Here is a 15,061-nt window from a genome sequence, read left to right on the forward strand (position 1 = left end):
ATGCAGCAGATTTCGGTTTCGCGGCGCGGGTTCATCGGGTCGCTCGGGTTGGTCGCCGGAAGCATGGCCTTGCCGCGCATGGCGTGGGCAAGCGCTGCGGCGGAAGCGCGCTTTCCGACGGTTGCGGGAATGCTCGATGGCTATGTCTCGTCGGGCAAGCTGCCCGGCATGATCGCGGCGCTGGGCTGGGGGGCAAGCGAGGCGCCGATGGACATCGCCCGCGGCACTTTGGCCAAGGGGATGGCGCCAGCTATCGAGATGGACAGCCTGTTCCGCATCTATTCGATGACCAAGCCGATTACCGGAATGGCGGCGATGATGCTGGTGGATGAAGGCAAGCTCCGGCTCGACCAACCGATTGCCGATCTGCTGCCTGCCTTCGGCAAGATGCAGGTTCAGGTCACGCCTGACGGTTCGATGACCGATCTGCGCCCGGCAAGGTCACAGATCACGGTTCGGCACCTGCTGACGCACACCGCGGGGCTTGGCTATTCGATCATCCAGAAGGGCCCGATCAAGGACGCATACATCAACGCGGGGCTTGTGCCGGGGCAGGCCAGCCGCATGCGGCTTCCGGGCATGGATGCGCCCAAGCCACTGGGCAGCCTTGCCGAGTTCGCCGATGTCCTGGCAACGATGCCGCTGGTCTACGAGCCGGGTACGGTGTGGAGCTATTCGGTTGCGCTCGACCTGATGGGGCGGGTGATCGAAGTGGCATCGGGCAAGCCGTTCGACGTGTTTCTGGCCGAGCGGCTGTTCGCCCCTTGTGGCATGACCTCGACCTGGTTCCGTGTGCCCGAGAGCGAAGTGGGGCGGCTGACCACGAACTACGCTGCGGTTGGGGGTGCCTTGCTGCCGATCGATCCGGCCAAGGCTTCGATCTATCTCGATCAGCCGCCCTATCCGTTCGGCGGGGCAGGGCTGGTTTCAAGCCCTCGCGACTATGACCGGTTCCTGCGGATGCTGCTGGGCTTCGGGCGGATCGATGGCAGGCAGGTGATGAGCGAGGCTGCCGTGCGCCTCGGCACCAGCAATCTCCTGCCGGCAGGCACAGACCTGTCGCAGGCCTTTATCAAGGGCAACGGCTTTGGCGCCGGCGGTTCGGTGGGGCTGGGCGAGGATGCCGGGACCTATGGCTGGGCCGGGGCGGCAGGCACTGTGGGCTTCGTCAATTACCGGGTCGGGCTGCGGGCGGGAGTCTATACTCAATACATGCCGTCAGATGCCTATCCGGTGCACAGGGAATTCGCGAAGGCCGTGCTGGCCGACGTAACGGGGAAGAAGGCCGCAGCCTGATGGACACGACGATTGCATTTGCTGGCGGCGGACTCGACCGCGCCGATCACATTCGTGGCGATGCGGACAAGCTGGGCAGCCTGATGAACTGGCGCGCGCGGCTGCTGCGGCTGGAAGGGATCGATCCGGTGATCGCGCCCGACGGCGGGCTGGATTGGGGCACGCTGGCCGATGCCGATCCAGAGGCGGAACTGGTGTTCCTTGGTCTGAGCGAAGATGGACGCGGCTGTTTTGCACAGGTGACGCCGGCGATCGTCGGAAGCGTTGCGCCGCCCAATCCACGGTTGTGGGCGGCGATGGGATCACTCTCCACGGGCGACCTTTCGATCTATGGCGGAGCGCGCAGCCTGGTCGACTGGCATGCGCGGCACCGCTTCTGCGCTCGCTGCGGATCGGCGACGAGGCTGGCCAAGGGCGGCTGGCAACGTACCTGCAGCAACGAGGCATGCAAGAGCGAACACTTTCCGCGTGTCGATCCGGTGACAATCATGACGGTCGAGTGCGAGGGCGAACTGCTGCTCGGCCGTCAGCCACGCTTTCCGCCCCGGCGCTATTCGGCGCTGGCGGGTTTCGTCGAGCCGGGGGAGGGCCTTGAGGACGCGGTTCGCCGCGAGGTGCAGGAAGAGGCAGGGGTGAAGGTAGATGAGGTGCGCTATGTGGCGAGCCAGCCCTGGCCATTCCCTTCGTCGTTGATGATTGCTTGCCACGCCTTCACCACGCAGCGGGAAATCACCATCGACGCGACCGAACTCGATGACGCGCGGTGGTTCACCCGCGAGGAAGTCCGTTATGCGATGAGTGGTGCCGAGGACGGCGCTTTCATTGCGCCGCCGCCGTTCGCCGTGGCGCATCACCTGCTAAAGTGGTGGTTGTCGCAATGAGCGCGCCTGCAAATGTCACGCTCGACATCTGGTCGGACGTGATGTGCCCGTGGTGCGTGATCGGGCTGAAGCAGCTCGACAAGGCGCTGGCCAGCATGGACGGCGAAGTGGATGCGACCGTGCGCTTCCATCCGTTCGAGCTCAACCCCGACATGCCCGAGGAAGGCGAGGAGCAAGCCGCGCATATCCAGCGCAAGTATGGCCGCACGGCAGAGCAGTCGGCAGGCGTGCGCGAAACCTTGCGGCAGGCCGCCGAGCGCGCAGGCTATTCGTTCGATTACACCGGCGAAGGTGATGCTCCACCCGCGATGATGTGGAACACGCGGATGGCGCACCGGCTACTGACTTGGGCCCTGCGTGCTTTCGGGCCGGAGCGTCAGCAGGCGCTCAAACGCGCGCTGTTCGACGCGCACTTTCAGGCGCGGCGCAACGTGTCTGACCCGGAAGTGCTGGCCGAGGTTGCAGAGAGCGTCGGCCTGCCACGGCTTAACGCGCTGCAGGCGATGATCGACCCGCAGATCGATGCGATCGTCACCGCCGAGGAGCGGCAGGCTTGGGACTGGAACGTCACAGGCGTGCCGGCGGTGGTAATCAACGGCAAGTTGATTGTGCCCGGCGCGCAGGAGCCTGAAGTCTACAGCGACCTGATCCGCAAGGTCCTGGCTCGCGAAGCGGCCGGGAAAGCCTAGACCAATCCAAGCTTGGCGAGTTCCGAAGCAATCTGGGCGGGCAGGACTTCGCCCGCTTCTCCGTCACCCAGATCGGCCGGGGCATCTGCTTCTTCGAGATAGCGCCAGCCCTGATGCGCGCGGCGGGGCTTGGGGTGGACATCGATCAGGCGGGTGCTGACGACAATGTTGGTGCGGCCGCCTTCGGCTTCCTCGAAACCGACGATCTCCGATCGCGCGACAAGCTGATGCTTGTGGATCCAGTAAAGCGAGCCGCCGATCATTTCCTCGGCGCGCTTCGGGCGGTTGCGCGTGGTGAGATAGGCAACTTTCGCGCCACCGCGACGGCCGGTGTCCGAGAACCATTCGTGGATCTCGGCCAGTGATTGGGCGCCGTAGGCCACCTTGGTCATGTGCAGGGGCATGAAACTTCTTCCGGATCAGGCAAGGCCGCTCAGCACGGCGAGGCCGAGGAACGAGAAGAAGCCCATGACATCGGTCGCCATGGTCACGAATACGGCCGAAGAGACAGCCGGATCCACCTTGAGCCGATCAAGCGTGACCGGAACAAGAATACCGGCAAGGCCGGCCACAAGGTTGTTGATGACCATGGCCGAGCCGATGACGGCACCGAGCAGCGGGTTGGCAAACAGGAGACCCGTGCCCAGCCCGATCAGGATACCCAGCGCCGCGCCGTTGGTGGCCGCGATTCGCAACTCGCGCAGGATCATGCGGATCGTGTTCGAACTGGTCAGCTGATTGGTGGCAATTGCGCGCACGACCACGGCCAGTGTCTGCGTTCCGGCATTGCCGCCCATTCCCGACACGATCGGCATCAGCACTGCGAGCAAGGCAAAGCGGGCGATGGCGCCCTGGAACATGCCGACGACCGAGGCGGCAACCAGCGCCGTGCCAAGGTTGACCACCAGCCAGGTCAGCCGGGTGCGAACGGTGAGCAGGATCGGCTCGTTGATGTCGCCATCGCCGGCACCGGACAGGCGCAGGATGTCCTCGCTCGCCTCTTCCTGAATGATGTGGACGATATCGTCGACGGTGATCTGGCCGACGAGGCGGCCGCTTTCGTCCACCACCGCGGCTGAAATCAGCGCGTATTTCTGGAAGCGCAGCGCGACTTCTTCCTGATCCATCGAGACCGGGATCAGCGTCTGGTCGCGCTTCATCACGTCGGCCAGCGGAACGCTCCGCGGCGCGCGCAGGATCCATGAAAGGCTGCAGGTGCCGACCGGATGATGCTTGTGGTCGACGATGAACACTTCCCAGAATTCGGTGGGCAGTTCGTCGTCGCGGCGCAGGTAGTCGATCAGGTCACCGACGGTCATCGCCTCGGGCACCGCGATAAGATCGCGGCTCATCAGGCGGCCGGCGGTTTCTTCCGGATAGGACAGCGCGGATTCGATCGCGGCGCGATCTTCCGGTTCCATCTCGGCCAGGACGGCCTGCTGGTCTTCCTCGTCGAGGTCCTCGATCAGGGCGACGGCGTCGTCCGTCTCCATCTGCTCGGCTAGGTCGGCGACTTCCTCGGGCTCGAGCTCTTCGACCAGCAGTTCGCGGACGTGATCGTTGAGCTCGGCAAGAACCTCGCCGCCCATGAGGTCGTTGATCGCCCGGGCCAGCTTGACGCGGTCATCCTGGTCGATCAGCTCGAAAAGGTCGGCGATATCGGCCGGGTGGAGCGGTTCGACAAGATTGTAGACGGTCTCGTCGTCACCGGCTTCGAGTGCCTCGGCGACGCGGCGGACGAAGCTGGGACGAAGGGTATTGTCCTCCTCGTCAAGGCTTTCGGAATTGCGCGAGGGTTCGGCCGGCGCGGGCGCATCGTCCACGTCGGGGAGCAGGCTGTCGATGATGTCGTCGTCGCGCTCCATAGGGGCGGGTTACCGGCTGATGCGGCAATTGCAACCAGTCGGCAGACCTATGCGTGACTTTATTTTCGGAAGCCTTATATCGGCGCGCAAACAAGCAAGGATTGCGACTAATGGCTGACGAAAAACTGGTCCTCACGCTCGATTCCGGCGATGTCGTGATCAAGCTGCGTCCCGATCTGGCCCCCGGCCACGTCGAGCGCATCAAGGAACTGGCGAACGAGGGCTTCTACAACGGCGTGAAGTTCCACCGCGTGATTCCGGGCTTCATGGCGCAGGGCGGCTGCCCGCAGGGCACCGGCATGGGCGGTTCGAGCAAGCCAGACCTCAAGGCCGAATTCAACGATGAACCTCACGTCCGCGGCGTGTGCTCGATGGCTCGCACGAGCTATCCGCATTCGGCGAACAGCCAGTTCTTCATCTGCTTTGACGATGCACGCTTCCTCGACAAGCAGTACACCGTGTGGGGCCAGGTCGAGAGCGGCATGGACCTGATCGACGCGCTGCCCAAGGGTGAGCCGCCGGCGAACCCGGGCGTGATCAAGGAAGCGAAGGTCGTCGCTGCCTGATTGGACTGCTGGTCAAGAAAAGAGGGGCGGGGCCTGACGGCTGCCGCCCCTTTTTCATTGGCGCCGAGCTTGTCAATGATTGACTTGAGCCCGCTCATGCTGAGCTTGTCGAAGCATCCGGCGCAATGCCAGCGTCCTTCGACAGGCTCAGGACGAGCGGGTTGGAAATTAAAACTTCAGCCGCCGCACTGCCTCGTCCTGCGCGATCAGCGGCAGGAGGGCGGCCATTTCGGGTCCGTGGTCATGGCCCGTCAGCGCTTGACGCAGCGGCAGGAACAGGGACTTGCCCTTGCGGCCGGTGCTGTCCTTGAGGGCGCTGGTCAATGCGCGCCACGGCTCGGCAGACCAGTCGAGTGTGATGGCAACCTTGGCGGCTTGCGCCAAGTAGGCGCGGGTTTCCTCGTCGAACGCAGGCACGGTCACCGGTCCGGTCACGACCTGCCACCAGTCCTTCGCCTCGTCGATATGGGCGAGATTGGGGCGGATGGCATCCCAAGCAGTTTGGCCCATGCCTTCGGGCAGAAGATGGGCAACGCGGGCGTATGGCAGGCGGTGAACGATCTGGGCGTTCACGCGGTGGAGGTCGGCTTCGTCGAAGCGGGCCGGTGCGCGGCCGAAGCGGGACAGGTCGAAGTTCTCAGCCAGTGCAGCAGCATCGAGTGACGGATCGACCGGATCGGACGTGCCAAGGCGGGCGAGCAAGGCGACAATTGCCTCCGGTTCGATCCCCTGTTCGCGGAAATCGGCCATCCCCAATGCGCCGAGGCGCTTGGACAGCTTGCCCTCGCTTCCGGTCAGCAGCGCTTCATGGGCAAACCGGGGAGGCCGGGCACCAAGAGCGGTAAACATCTGAAGCTGCGTGGCGGTGTTCGAGACGTGATCTTCGCCGCGCAGCACATCGGTAATGCCCATGGCAATGTCGTCGATTGCCGAGGGGAGCATGTAGAGCCAGGAGCCGTCAGCGCGGCGGATCACTGGGTCGGACATCTGGCGCGGATCAAAGTTCTGGGGGCCGCGAATACCGTCTTCCCAGGTAATCGGCTGTTCGTGATCGAGCAGGAAGCGCCAGTGAGGGGTTTCGCCCGCAGCGGCTTTTGCGGCGTGGTCAGCCTCGGTCAGCTTGAGCGCGGCGCGATCGTAAATCGGTGGCAGGCCGCGGCCGAGCAGAATCTTGCGCTTGAGGTCCAGTTCCTGTGCAGTCTCGTAGCAACGGTAGATGCGGCCCGCGTCGACCAGACGCTGGAACTCGCGCTCGTAGAGCTCGGTGCGCAGCGACTGGCGCTCCTCGCCGTCGTAGGTCAGGCCGAGCCAGGCAAGGTCGGCACGGATGGAATCGACATGCTCCTCGCGGCTGCGCTCGGCATCGGTATCGTCGATGCGCAGCAGGAATCGGCCGCCGGTCTTCTTCGCCAGAAGCCAGTTGTGGAGCGCAGTGCGGACGTTGCCGACATGAAGCTTGCCGGTGGGCGAAGGGGCGAAGCGGGTTACCGTGGTCATGCGCGCTGCCCTAGCGCGCCGCTGCTGCAAGGGGAAGGCCGGGGACTCTAGGGTATCAGCGCCACGGCATGGATCGTCGCGTTGTAGAGCGCTTCGTGGCGGTCAGCGCGGACAAAGCCCGCGATGCTTTCCGAGAAGGCTTCGCGCTTGCCCGAGACGGCGGCGCGGGCGAGGGCTGCAAGGGTGGTCTCGTCCGGCGTCATGGCAAGACAACAGGGGCGGTTGACCAGGAACGGTTCGGGCCAGACCTGCTTGATCGTCTGCACGAGCCCGTGGACGGCGCCGGCCGCTTCGATGGAGCGGTAGCGCTGGGCAAGGTCGGGCACGGGATTGCGGCCAGAGGCTTCAAACAGTGCACACAGTCGCATCGCCATGGTCACGTGCAGGCCCTTCAGCGACAGGCCGCGCACGTCCTGTGGGCGGGCCATGCTGTCGATCAGGGCGGAGTAGCGGGTGGAGGACTGGCCTGCAGGCATTGCACATCCTTTCTTGCGAACGATTCGCAAGTTAACATGAGCTTGGCTCAGGTCAATGCGAATCGTTCGCAACTACTCCCTAGTCGCCGCTACGCGGTGGGATCGCCAGCGAAGGGCCATGCCGACGATTGACAGCAGCATGCCGGCAAGCATGAAAGCAAGCATCAGTGGCTCGTCTTGGGCGGACTTGAGCGCGGGCACGCCGAGCAGAACGACGCTGACGCTCGACACCAGATAGCCGCTTCCCTTGAGGCGGGAGCTTTTGCGCATTCGTGAATATTCCCAGATAGTTGAATGACAAAACAACTACGGGATGGAGGATGTCAGGTTCCGGTTCGGAAACCGTGGGTTATCGGATAACGCCGGTCGCGCCCATAGTTGCGCGCGCCCAGCTTCACGCCAGGAGGGGCCTGGCGGCGCTTGTATTCAGCGATGTTGAGCAGCCGTTCGATGCGGCTGACGGTCGCGCGGTCATGCCCTTCGGCCACGATCTGGTCGACGCTCTTCTCGTTCTCCACCAGCCCCTGCAGGATCGCATCGAGCACGTCGTAAGGCGGGAGTGAGTCCGAATCCTTCTGGTCGGGGCGCAACTCGGCGCTTGGCGGCTTGGTGATGATCCGCTGCGGCATGACCGGGCCATCAGGACCCAGGCCAATCTTCGGGCGATGCGCGTTTCGCCATTCGGACACGGCAAAGACCGTGGTCTTGTAGGCGTCCTTCAGCGGGTTGTAGCCGCCGTTCATGTCGCCATAGATCGTGGCGTAGCCGACGCTCATTTCGCTCTTGTTGCCGGTGGTGACCAGCATCGGGCCGAACTTGTTCGACAGTGCCATCAGGGTCACGCCACGAATGCGCGACTGGATGTTCTCTTCGGTAAGGTCGGGCTGCTTGCCGGTGAACACCGGGGCGAGCATGCCGTCAAAGGCATCGACAGCCGGAGCGATCGGCACAGTGTCGAGCCGGACGCCGAGCATTTGCGCGCAACCCGCAGCGTCGTCGAGGCTCTCCTGCGAAGTGTAGCGGCTTGGCAGCATGACGCACCACACGCGATCGGGGCCAAGAGCATCGACGGCAATGGCCGCGCAGATCGCCGAATCGATGCCGCCAGACAGCCCAAGGACAACGCCGGGGAAGCGGTTCTTGTTCACATAGTCGCGCAGGGCCATGACCATGGCGCAGTAGATGTCTTCGGGATGCTCGGCGAGTTCGTGATCGACGCCGGGTTCGCAGCGCCAGCGCGAACCGGAGCCGACAGCGGTCTGGGTCCAGACGGTGGTGACGACGGATTCTTCCCAGTCCGGCATCTGCACCCACAGCGCGCCTTCGGGGCCGACGACGAAGCTCGCCCCATCGAACACGATCTCGTCCTGCCCGCCGACGCGGTTAAGGTAGGCCAGCGGGATGCCGGTATCGATGGCGCGGCGCTTGGCCACGCCGTCGATCCGCAGCACGTCCTTGTCGATCTCGTAAGGGCTGCCGTTGATGCAGATGAACATTTCGGCGCCGAGGTCGGCGAGGTGGCGGCAGACGTCGGGGTGCCAGATATCCTCGCAGATCGGCAAGCCCAGCATCGCGCCCTTGAACAGCACGGGCTCCGGCAAGGGGCCGGGCATGAAATAGCGCTTCTCGTCAAACGTGCCGTAATTGGGCAATTCGTACTTGAAGCGGGTGGCTGCGATGCGACCGCCTTCGAGCAGGGCGACGCCATTGTGGAGGTCACCATCGCGGACGAAAACCGAGCCCACGAGCATGGCGGGGCCGCCATCTGCAGTGACCTTGGCCAGCTTTTCGAGTTCGGTGGCAGCTCGCTCGATCAGGGCCGGCTTCATGATCAGGTCTTCCGGCGGATAGCCGATCAGCATCAGTTCCGGATAGACGATCAGGTCCGAATCCGGGTTGCTCTCCCGCACGGCAAGCATGGCCGCGACATTGGCGGCAAGATCCCCAACCGACTGGTTGAGTTGGGCGAGGGTGATGCGAAGCGTATCGGCCATGGCCCAACTCCTAAGGGACTGTTCGCTGGGCGGCAACGCCCATGGCTGCCAAGAGTTGCAAAGCTGTCATCATGGGCTAAGGGCGCGTTGGGGATCGAATCCGAGGGAATCGCACGCAATGAAGATCATGGCCGGCAACTCCAACCTGCCGCTCGCCCGCGCCATTTCGGCCTATCTCGAAATGCCGCTGACCGACGCCAGCGTGCGCCGCTTCGCTGACGAGGAAGTTTTCGTGGAAATCCACGAGAACGTCCGTGGCGAGGACGTCTTCGTCGTCCAGTCCACCGCCTACCCGGCGAACGACAACCTGATGGAACTGCTGATCTGCATCGACGCGCTTCGCCGTGCTTCGGCAAAGCGCATCACGGCGGTTGTCCCCTACTTCGGCTATGCCCGCCAGGACCGCAAGCCCGGGCCGCGTACGCCGATCTCGGCCAAGCTCGTTGCGAACCTGATCACGCAGGCAGGCGCCGATCGCGTGCTGGCGGTGGACCTCCACGCCGGCCAGATCCAGGGCTTCTTCGACATTCCGACCGACAACCTGTTTGCGGCCCCGGTGATGGCGGCCGACATCCAGACCCGCTACGGTACGCAGGAACTGATGGTCGTGTCGCCCGACGTCGGTGGTGTGGTCCGTGCACGTTCGCTGGCCAAGCGCCTGAACAACGCGCCGCTCGCCATCGTCGACAAGCGCCGCGACCGCCCCGGCCAGTCCGAAGTCATGAACATCATCGGCGACGTCAAGGGCCGCATGTGCATCCTGATTGACGACATCATCGATTCGGGCGGTACGCTCTGCAACGCAGCGCAGGCACTGATGGACGAAGGCGCGGCGGGCGTCTCGGCCTACATTACCCACGGCGTGCTTTCGGGCGGCGCAGTGGCGCGCGTCAGCAATTCCGCGCTCAAGGAACTGGTGATCACCGACACGATCATGCCGACCGAAGCGACCGCCGCTTCCGACCGCATCCGCGTGCTGACGATTGCCCCGCTTATCGGCGAGGCCGTGCGCCGCATTGCCGACGAAAGCTCGGTTTCCAGCCTGTTCGACTGATCCTGCCGCAAGTCAGCCGTTTTTCAGGCGCTCCAGCCATGCGCGAGCCTGCTTCGGCTCACCCACAGCGTTGGCCGGAGGCTTGCCGCGGGAAGCCATGAACTCGTCGTGGAGGGTGAACGGCTCCATGAACAAGGCTTCGCGCGCCTCAGCGATCTCGTCGGCAATCTCGGTGAGGTTGTCGATAATCGGTGCAGTGGCGGCGCGCATTATCTTGTCCGCGTTGTGATCGAACAGGCCCCACTTGCCCGCCGCGGTCACTTCAAGCGCTTGGATCAGCGCAGCGCGATAGTCCGCTTCCATTTCGGAGCGGCGTTTGTCGAGACGTTCGAGACGGTCAGCCCTGGCCATGCCTGAGCCTAGGTGGTGAAGCGGAAGCGCGCAATGCTGGTCACTCCCAGGGCTTGACCTCGCCGGGTTCCAGCCTGCGTATTTCCTCCAACCTGCGGGCCTGCCGTGTTTCAAGGCCCAACGTCATAAGTGGCTGAGGGCGGTCGACGAACTGGCGCGGGCTCATCCCGAACAGAGCGGTGAATTCGCGTATCAGGTGGCTCTGGTCATAATAGCGCAAGGCAATTGCCTCGGCCTCTTCTTGATCTGCCACGCCGCGCAGGTGACTCGCCATGTCGAGCGCGCGGGCACGCCGCAAGACCTGCTTGGGTGGCATGCCGAAGTCGCGGTGAGCTATCCTTTCCAGCCGACGCTGCGTCACGCCCAGCTTTTCGGCAAGCCGTGCAACGCTGATCGTGGGATCGGCAAATGCGGCGGCCTCGAAGTGGGCTGAAATCGGATCCGGCTCGCGCACGGCGCGATCAGCGATCAGGCTGCGCATCTCGCATTCCATGGCCTTGACCCAGTCTTCCGGCGACGCATCGGGATAGAACAGGTCCAACCAGCGCTGTTCCGGCATCCCCAGATCGGCGAAAGTGGCCAGCCTGTCTGTCAGCGTGGCAATGTCCGGACCCCGCAGCGCATGACAGACGCCAGGTCGCAGGAAGATGCCGATGCTGATGAAGCTGCCGGTGACGCTGATCGGCATCCGACGAGAATGTGGACCGAACAGCATTGCCGCTTGCTCGGAAGTGCGCACGCCATCCGCCGTGGTGGCCTCCCACTTGCCGCGCAACTGAATTCGGATGCACGCGAAATCGCTCAACAGTCCACAGTCTAGGCGATGTTCAGGCGGGGTCCCGACGATGGTGACGTAGAGCCTTCCAATCCAGCGATCGAGGTCGGGAGCCGGGGCCCGGCTGTAGGAAATCGGCTGGCCATCGCGCGTTGCGATCGGCGAAACTATCGCGCGATCAACGCCCGGCCTGTTGCTGCGACTCATCTAGCGTGCCCCCAAGACAATCGGTGCATGAAGGTCTAGCGCCCCAAAAACCTTTCATGCGTGCGGTTTGTCACGCCTTCCTTAAAATTGCGCAGGCACATTTGTCCAATGCCGATTCTGGTCTTGCGGGTTGACCGTATTGGTTGAAAGCAGGCAGAGCCGGGGGATGAAGCTTGAAAACGACATCGCCCTTGCCATGCGTCTCGCCGACGCGGCGGCGGAGGCCATTCGCCCGCACTTCCGCACAGTAGCCGCCGAGCGGAAGGGCGACGCTACGCCGGTAACCCTGGCTGACCGTGCGGCTGAAGAGGCCATGCGGCGCATCTTGACGGCAGAGGTGCCGCGCGACACCATCATTGGCGAGGAATTCGGTTCGACCGCCGGTTCGTCGGGTCGGAGCTGGGTGCTTGATCCGATCGACGGAACAGCGGGTTTCCTGGCCGGCCGTCCGATCTTCGGCACATTGATCGCGCTGGTGGTCGAAGGGTTTCCGGTGCTCGGCGTGCTGGACCAGCCCATCACCGGGGAGCGCTGGGTCGGTGCCATGGGCAAGCGGACTACGCTTAACGGCAAACCGGTGCAGACGCGAATCTGTCGTGAACTGTCGGAAGCCACGCTGGCGACGACCGGGCCGCATTATTTCGACGACCACGATGGCGGGCACTTCATGGGCCTTGCTGCGAAAACCGATCACAAGCGCATGGTGATGGGTGGCGATTGCTACAACTACGCCATGCTCGCCACGGGGCAGCTCGACGTTGTCTGTGAGGCGAACCTCAAGCTTCACGACTGGGCCGCGTTGGTGCCAATTGTCGAAGGTGCCGGTGGCACGATGGCCGACTGGAATGGCGATCCCTTGCACGCAGGTTCCGACGGTCACGTCATCGCACTGGGAGATCCGGCACGGCTGGAGGACGTGGTGGAGGCGTTGGCTTGCGCGCACTGAGCTGGCCGATGATCCCGTCCGACCCTCAGCGCGAGTTGCCGGGCGAGCGCGAAAGTTCCATCAACTCGTAGCGCTCTCCTATTGAGGGCAGGACCGGCAGTAGCGGCAGGCAATCGGATGGTTCGATCCAATAGTCTGTCAGATGCGGCACCTGATCGGTCCAGCGGATCGTGTAGCGCAGGGCTCCAGCTATCGGACAAGAGGCAAAGCTGTTCTTCAGCGCACCAGTAGCTGTACCTCGGACAGTTCGATGACCGGTATCTCCCAAGGGTGCGCAGCCATGAGCGCATCGAGTGCGGGCGCGAGGTCTGCGTCCGCATCGGCGTAGGTCGTGATGATCGCCGTCGGCGAGAGGGCGCGCTCGCCCGCACTTCCCATCGTTGGCTTCGCGTCCGGCCCGGGCTGGAAGCTTTCCCATCCCGGCGATATCTCGCAAACGCCAGTGTAGAGCTTGAAGTCACCCAAGGGATTGTCGGCGCGGATCACGGCCAACATGGCAGCTGCGGCGGGGTCGCGTTCGATCGCGTCGCCCTCGCCATTGAGCAATGCAGTGAGTGTCAGGGCAGAAATCGGGCAGTGGATCTTCACCGCAACGGCGCGGCGGCGGCTGGCGCTCAAAGCCCTGCCTTCAGCATCCAGTCGTGGAACAGGCGCACCGGCCGCGATTGCAGCGCCCGCGGGCGGCATACGAACCAGTACGAATAGGGACTGTCGACGTCGATGTCGTAGAGCCGGGCGAGGCGGGAATCATGGCTGCGATGATAATGATCATCGTGCATGATCGCGATGCCGAGACCCTGCGCTGCTGCCTCGAGGATCAGCTGACCGGAATCGAAGTGATCGATCGCGGCCGGTTCGAGTTTTTCGAGGTGTAGCGCTTTCTTCCATGCCTCGAAGCTGGCGGGAAGGTCATTATGTACAAGGAAGGTTTGCTTGGAGAGCTTGGCTATATCGGGACGCTCGCCAAGCTCGGCGGCCAATTCGCGCGAAGTTATCGCGTGGACCCGGTTGTGATCAAGGCGCACCGAATGCAGAGAGGCGTCTGGCCCTTCCGAAAGGACGATGGCGGCATCGATGGTGTCGCCAAGCTTGGTCTCGGCGGCGTGGCCTGAATCGATATCGATGTGCAACTGCGGATGAAGCTTGCGCAGTTCGCCGAGGCGCGGAAACAGGCGCTGGCTGCCGAACAGCGGCAGGACGCCAAGCCGCAGGCGCATGACCTTGCCGGTATCGATCAGGCGATCGACGCGGTCTGCCATCTCGTCGATCAGCGGAGCAACGGCATCGTAAAGCTGCTGGCCTTCTTCAGTGAGCTTCAGCGCCTGATGCTTGCGTTCGAACAGCGGCTTGCCGATGAAATCCTCAAGCGCGCCGAGACGACGCGACAGGGCCGAAGGACTTAGCGCAAGTTCCGCGGCCGCCGTCTTGGCCGAGCCTGCGCGCACGACGCGAATGAACGCCTCGAGCGAACGCAGTGGGGGCAGGCGGCGGATCATCTCTTCGTCCTATTCTTCTTCGGCCAGCACTGCCTGTGGCGCATGCAGCCTGAGGCGGGTGAGGCGCCGTTCATCGCCTCCGGTCACTTCAAGCCGCCAACCACTGGCATGTTCAAGCACGCGACCGACAGGCGGCACTTCGCCTGCCAATACCACGGCCAGACCGCCGAGCGTATCCACGTCTTCCTCCACTTCCGCAAGCCTTGGATCGACGGTTTCCGCGACGTCATCCAGTTCTGCCCGCGCATCGGCATCCCAGGTATCAGGATCGATCCTGCGGAGCAGTTCTTCGGGCGCATCGTCGTGTTCGTCCTCGATCTCGCCGATGATTTCCTCGACCAGGTCTTCGATGGTGATGATGCCATCTGTGCCCGAATACTCGTCGATCACCACTGCAAGATGCGTACGGCGGCTGCGCATGTCGGCCAATACGTCAAGTGCGCCCCTGGCCTGCGGCACGAACAGAGGCTGTCGCATCAGGCTCGTCCAGTCCTTGGGCGGCTGCTTGTTCGACAGCATCATGCCAGCGATGATGACGAAAACGTCCTTCACGTGGATCATGCCGACGATCTCGTCGAGCGATTCGCCATAGACGGGCAGGCGGCTGTGGCCGTGCTCGGCAAAGGCCGCGACCATCTCCTCGAACGTCGCCGAGGCTGGCACGGCGATGATCTCGCCGCGCGGAATGGCTACGTCATCGGCGTCGTGTTCGCTGAAGTGAAGCAGGTTGCGCAGCATCTGGCGCTCGAGCGGAACAAGGTCGCCGTTGCCGTTGCTGCTGTTATCCTGATGGACCTCGCCCTCGTGCTCGTCGATCGCTTCCTCGATCTGTGCGCGCAGCGATTGATCGTGGTCCGGACCTCTGAAGAAGGCCCTGATCGCGCGCCACAGGGCGCGACTACTGCTACTGTCTCCGTCTCCCGACCGGCTGTCGCCGGCGGAGCCATTGCCCTCGGGCACTGTCGTAT

17 protein-coding genes are annotated in these 15,061 nt (G+C 63.7%); 6 read left to right on the plus strand and 11 right to left on the minus strand.

Features of this window, described 5'->3' with window-relative positions:
• Genes AC3WLM_RS12535 through AC3WLM_RS12545 form a run of 3 tightly spaced genes read left to right on the plus strand, consistent with a single transcriptional unit; the run spans position 1 to position 2,866 of the window.
• Positions 1-1,296: a serine hydrolase domain-containing protein gene (locus AC3WLM_RS12535; protein ID WP_492477525.1), complete on the plus strand. Its 1,296-nt coding sequence runs from the start codon at positions 1-3 to the stop codon at positions 1,294-1,296.
• On the plus strand, positions 1,296-2,177 hold the full coding sequence (nudC, locus tag AC3WLM_RS12540) for an NAD(+) diphosphatase (protein WP_174544594.1): 882 nt from the start codon (positions 1,296-1,298) through the stop codon (positions 2,175-2,177). Before AC3WLM_RS12535 ends, nudC begins: the two co-directional genes overlap by 1 nt.
• Positions 2,174-2,866 (plus strand): DsbA family oxidoreductase, encoded by a 693-nt coding sequence (locus AC3WLM_RS12545; RefSeq protein ID WP_039332723.1) that lies wholly within the window; start codon positions 2,174-2,176, stop codon positions 2,864-2,866. The genes nudC and AC3WLM_RS12545 overlap by 4 nt, the downstream gene beginning before the upstream one ends.
• On the opposite strand, the gene AC3WLM_RS12550 is transcribed toward AC3WLM_RS12545, so the two are convergent.
• Together AC3WLM_RS12550 and mgtE are read right to left on the minus strand one after the other, a co-directional pair.
• Positions 2,863-3,270 carry a DUF1489 domain-containing protein gene (locus AC3WLM_RS12550; protein ID WP_039332725.1) on the minus strand — a complete coding sequence of 136 codons (408 nt, stop codon included), beginning with the start codon at positions 3,268-3,270 and terminating at the stop codon, positions 2,863-2,865. The two genes, AC3WLM_RS12545 and AC3WLM_RS12550, sit on opposite strands and share 4 nt — an antisense overlap.
• Positions 3,271-3,285: 15 nt before the next feature.
• Positions 3,286-4,731: a magnesium transporter gene (gene mgtE, locus AC3WLM_RS12555; RefSeq protein WP_039332727.1), complete on the minus strand. Its 1,446-nt coding sequence runs from the start codon at positions 4,729-4,731 to the stop codon at positions 3,286-3,288.
• Between the two features lie 110 nt (positions 4,732-4,841).
• On the opposite strand from mgtE, the gene AC3WLM_RS12560 reads away from it, so the two are divergent.
• Positions 4,842-5,297, plus strand: coding sequence for a peptidylprolyl isomerase (locus AC3WLM_RS12560; protein WP_039332729.1), 456 nt, complete (start codon positions 4,842-4,844; stop codon positions 5,295-5,297).
• Positions 5,298-5,465: 168 nt separating this feature from the next.
• On the opposite strand, the gene gltX is transcribed toward AC3WLM_RS12560, so the two are convergent.
• The 4 genes from gltX to AC3WLM_RS12580 all read right to left on the minus strand — a co-directional run bounded on the left by gltX (position 5,466) and on the right by AC3WLM_RS12580 (position 9,264).
• The gene (gene gltX / locus AC3WLM_RS12565) at positions 5,466-6,794 is read right to left on the minus strand and encodes a glutamate--tRNA ligase (protein WP_492477526.1); all 1,329 of its coding nucleotides are present in this window, start codon (positions 6,792-6,794) and stop codon (positions 5,466-5,468) included.
• 47 nt (positions 6,795-6,841) lie between these two features.
• A complete protein-coding gene (locus AC3WLM_RS12570) occupies positions 6,842-7,270 on the minus strand; it encodes a hypothetical protein (protein WP_492477527.1) in 429 nt (142 codons plus the stop codon).
• A gap of 72 nt (positions 7,271-7,342) precedes the next feature.
• Positions 7,343-7,540, minus strand: a complete 198-nt coding sequence (locus AC3WLM_RS12575; RefSeq protein ID WP_039332734.1) for a hypothetical protein — start codon at positions 7,538-7,540, stop codon at positions 7,343-7,345.
• Between the two features lie 53 nt (positions 7,541-7,593).
• On the minus strand, positions 7,594-9,264 hold the full coding sequence (locus tag AC3WLM_RS12580) for an NAD+ synthase (protein WP_492477528.1): 1,671 nt from the start codon (positions 9,262-9,264) through the stop codon (positions 7,594-7,596).
• Between the two features lie 118 nt (positions 9,265-9,382).
• Between AC3WLM_RS12580 and AC3WLM_RS12585 the strand changes: the two genes are divergently transcribed.
• Positions 9,383-10,318 (plus strand): ribose-phosphate pyrophosphokinase, encoded by a 936-nt coding sequence (locus AC3WLM_RS12585; RefSeq protein WP_039332738.1) that lies wholly within the window; start codon positions 9,383-9,385, stop codon positions 10,316-10,318.
• A gap of 12 nt (positions 10,319-10,330) precedes the next feature.
• On the opposite strand, the gene AC3WLM_RS12590 is transcribed toward AC3WLM_RS12585, so the two are convergent.
• Both AC3WLM_RS12590 and AC3WLM_RS12595 read right to left on the minus strand, forming a co-directional pair.
• Positions 10,331-10,669, minus strand: coding sequence for a hypothetical protein (locus AC3WLM_RS12590; protein WP_427464193.1), 339 nt, complete (start codon positions 10,667-10,669; stop codon positions 10,331-10,333).
• A gap of 40 nt (positions 10,670-10,709) precedes the next feature.
• A complete protein-coding gene (locus AC3WLM_RS12595; protein WP_492477529.1) occupies positions 10,710-11,651 on the minus strand; it encodes a helix-turn-helix transcriptional regulator in 942 nt (313 codons plus the stop codon).
• 166 nt (positions 11,652-11,817) lie between these two features.
• On the opposite strand from AC3WLM_RS12595, the gene AC3WLM_RS12600 reads away from it, so the two are divergent.
• Positions 11,818-12,597: an inositol monophosphatase family protein gene (locus AC3WLM_RS12600; protein ID WP_039332744.1), complete on the plus strand. Its 780-nt coding sequence runs from the start codon at positions 11,818-11,820 to the stop codon at positions 12,595-12,597.
• Between the two features lie 216 nt (positions 12,598-12,813).
• Here the strand turns inward: AC3WLM_RS12600 and AC3WLM_RS12605 are convergent, their stop codons facing one another.
• The 3 genes from AC3WLM_RS12605 to AC3WLM_RS12615 are packed head-to-tail and all read right to left on the minus strand — an operon-like array spanning position 12,814 to position 15,053.
• Entirely contained in the window at positions 12,814-13,215 is a 402-nt protein-coding gene (locus tag AC3WLM_RS12605; protein WP_492477530.1) for a hypothetical protein, read from the minus strand.
• Positions 13,212-14,093, minus strand: coding sequence for a LysR substrate-binding domain-containing protein (locus tag AC3WLM_RS12610; RefSeq protein WP_052242137.1), 882 nt, complete (start codon positions 14,091-14,093; stop codon positions 13,212-13,214). The genes AC3WLM_RS12605 and AC3WLM_RS12610 overlap by 4 nt, the downstream gene beginning before the upstream one ends.
• Before the next feature lie 9 nt (positions 14,094-14,102).
• Positions 14,103-15,053, minus strand: coding sequence for a CBS domain-containing protein (locus AC3WLM_RS12615; RefSeq protein WP_492477531.1), 951 nt, complete (start codon positions 15,051-15,053; stop codon positions 14,103-14,105).
• Positions 15,054-15,061 lie beyond the last annotated feature (8 nt).

Source organism: Novosphingobium sp. FW305-C-30-35 (assembly GCF_058783135.1).

Bases quoted from the DNA above. Each gene is read 5' to 3' on its own strand.
- mgtE (WP_039332727.1), bottom strand. From the start codon at position 4,731: ATGGAGCGCGACGACGACATCATCGACAGCCTGCTCCCCGACGTGGAC.
- AC3WLM_RS12600 (WP_039332744.1), top strand. From the start codon at position 11,818: ATGAAGCTTGAAAACGACATCGCCCTTGCCATGCGTCTCGCCGACGCG.
- AC3WLM_RS12550 (WP_039332725.1), bottom strand. From the start codon at position 3,270: ATGCCCCTGCACATGACCAAGGTGGCCTACGGCGCCCAATCACTGGCC.
- nudC (WP_174544594.1), top strand. From the start codon at position 1,296: ATGGACACGACGATTGCATTTGCTGGCGGCGGACTCGACCGCGCCGAT.
- AC3WLM_RS12595 (WP_492477529.1), bottom strand. From the start codon at position 11,651: ATGAGTCGCAGCAACAGGCCGGGCGTTGATCGCGCGATAGTTTCGCCG.
- AC3WLM_RS12575 (WP_039332734.1), bottom strand. From the start codon at position 7,540: ATGCGCAAAAGCTCCCGCCTCAAGGGAAGCGGCTATCTGGTGTCGAGC.
- AC3WLM_RS12535 (WP_492477525.1), top strand. From the start codon at position 1: ATGCAGCAGATTTCGGTTTCGCGGCGCGGGTTCATCGGGTCGCTCGGG.
- AC3WLM_RS12590 (WP_427464193.1), bottom strand. From the start codon at position 10,669: ATGGCCAGGGCTGACCGTCTCGAACGTCTCGACAAACGCCGCTCCGAA.
- AC3WLM_RS12560 (WP_039332729.1), top strand. From the start codon at position 4,842: ATGGCTGACGAAAAACTGGTCCTCACGCTCGATTCCGGCGATGTCGTG.
- gltX (WP_492477526.1), bottom strand. From the start codon at position 6,794: ATGACCACGGTAACCCGCTTCGCCCCTTCGCCCACCGGCAAGCTTCAT.
- AC3WLM_RS12585 (WP_039332738.1), top strand. From the start codon at position 9,383: ATGAAGATCATGGCCGGCAACTCCAACCTGCCGCTCGCCCGCGCCATT.
- AC3WLM_RS12580 (WP_492477528.1), bottom strand. From the start codon at position 9,264: ATGGCCGATACGCTTCGCATCACCCTCGCCCAACTCAACCAGTCGGTT.
- AC3WLM_RS12570 (WP_492477527.1), bottom strand. From the start codon at position 7,270: ATGCCTGCAGGCCAGTCCTCCACCCGCTACTCCGCCCTGATCGACAGC.
- AC3WLM_RS12545 (WP_039332723.1), top strand. From the start codon at position 2,174: ATGAGCGCGCCTGCAAATGTCACGCTCGACATCTGGTCGGACGTGATG.
- AC3WLM_RS12610 (WP_052242137.1), bottom strand. From the start codon at position 14,093: ATGATCCGCCGCCTGCCCCCACTGCGTTCGCTCGAGGCGTTCATTCGC.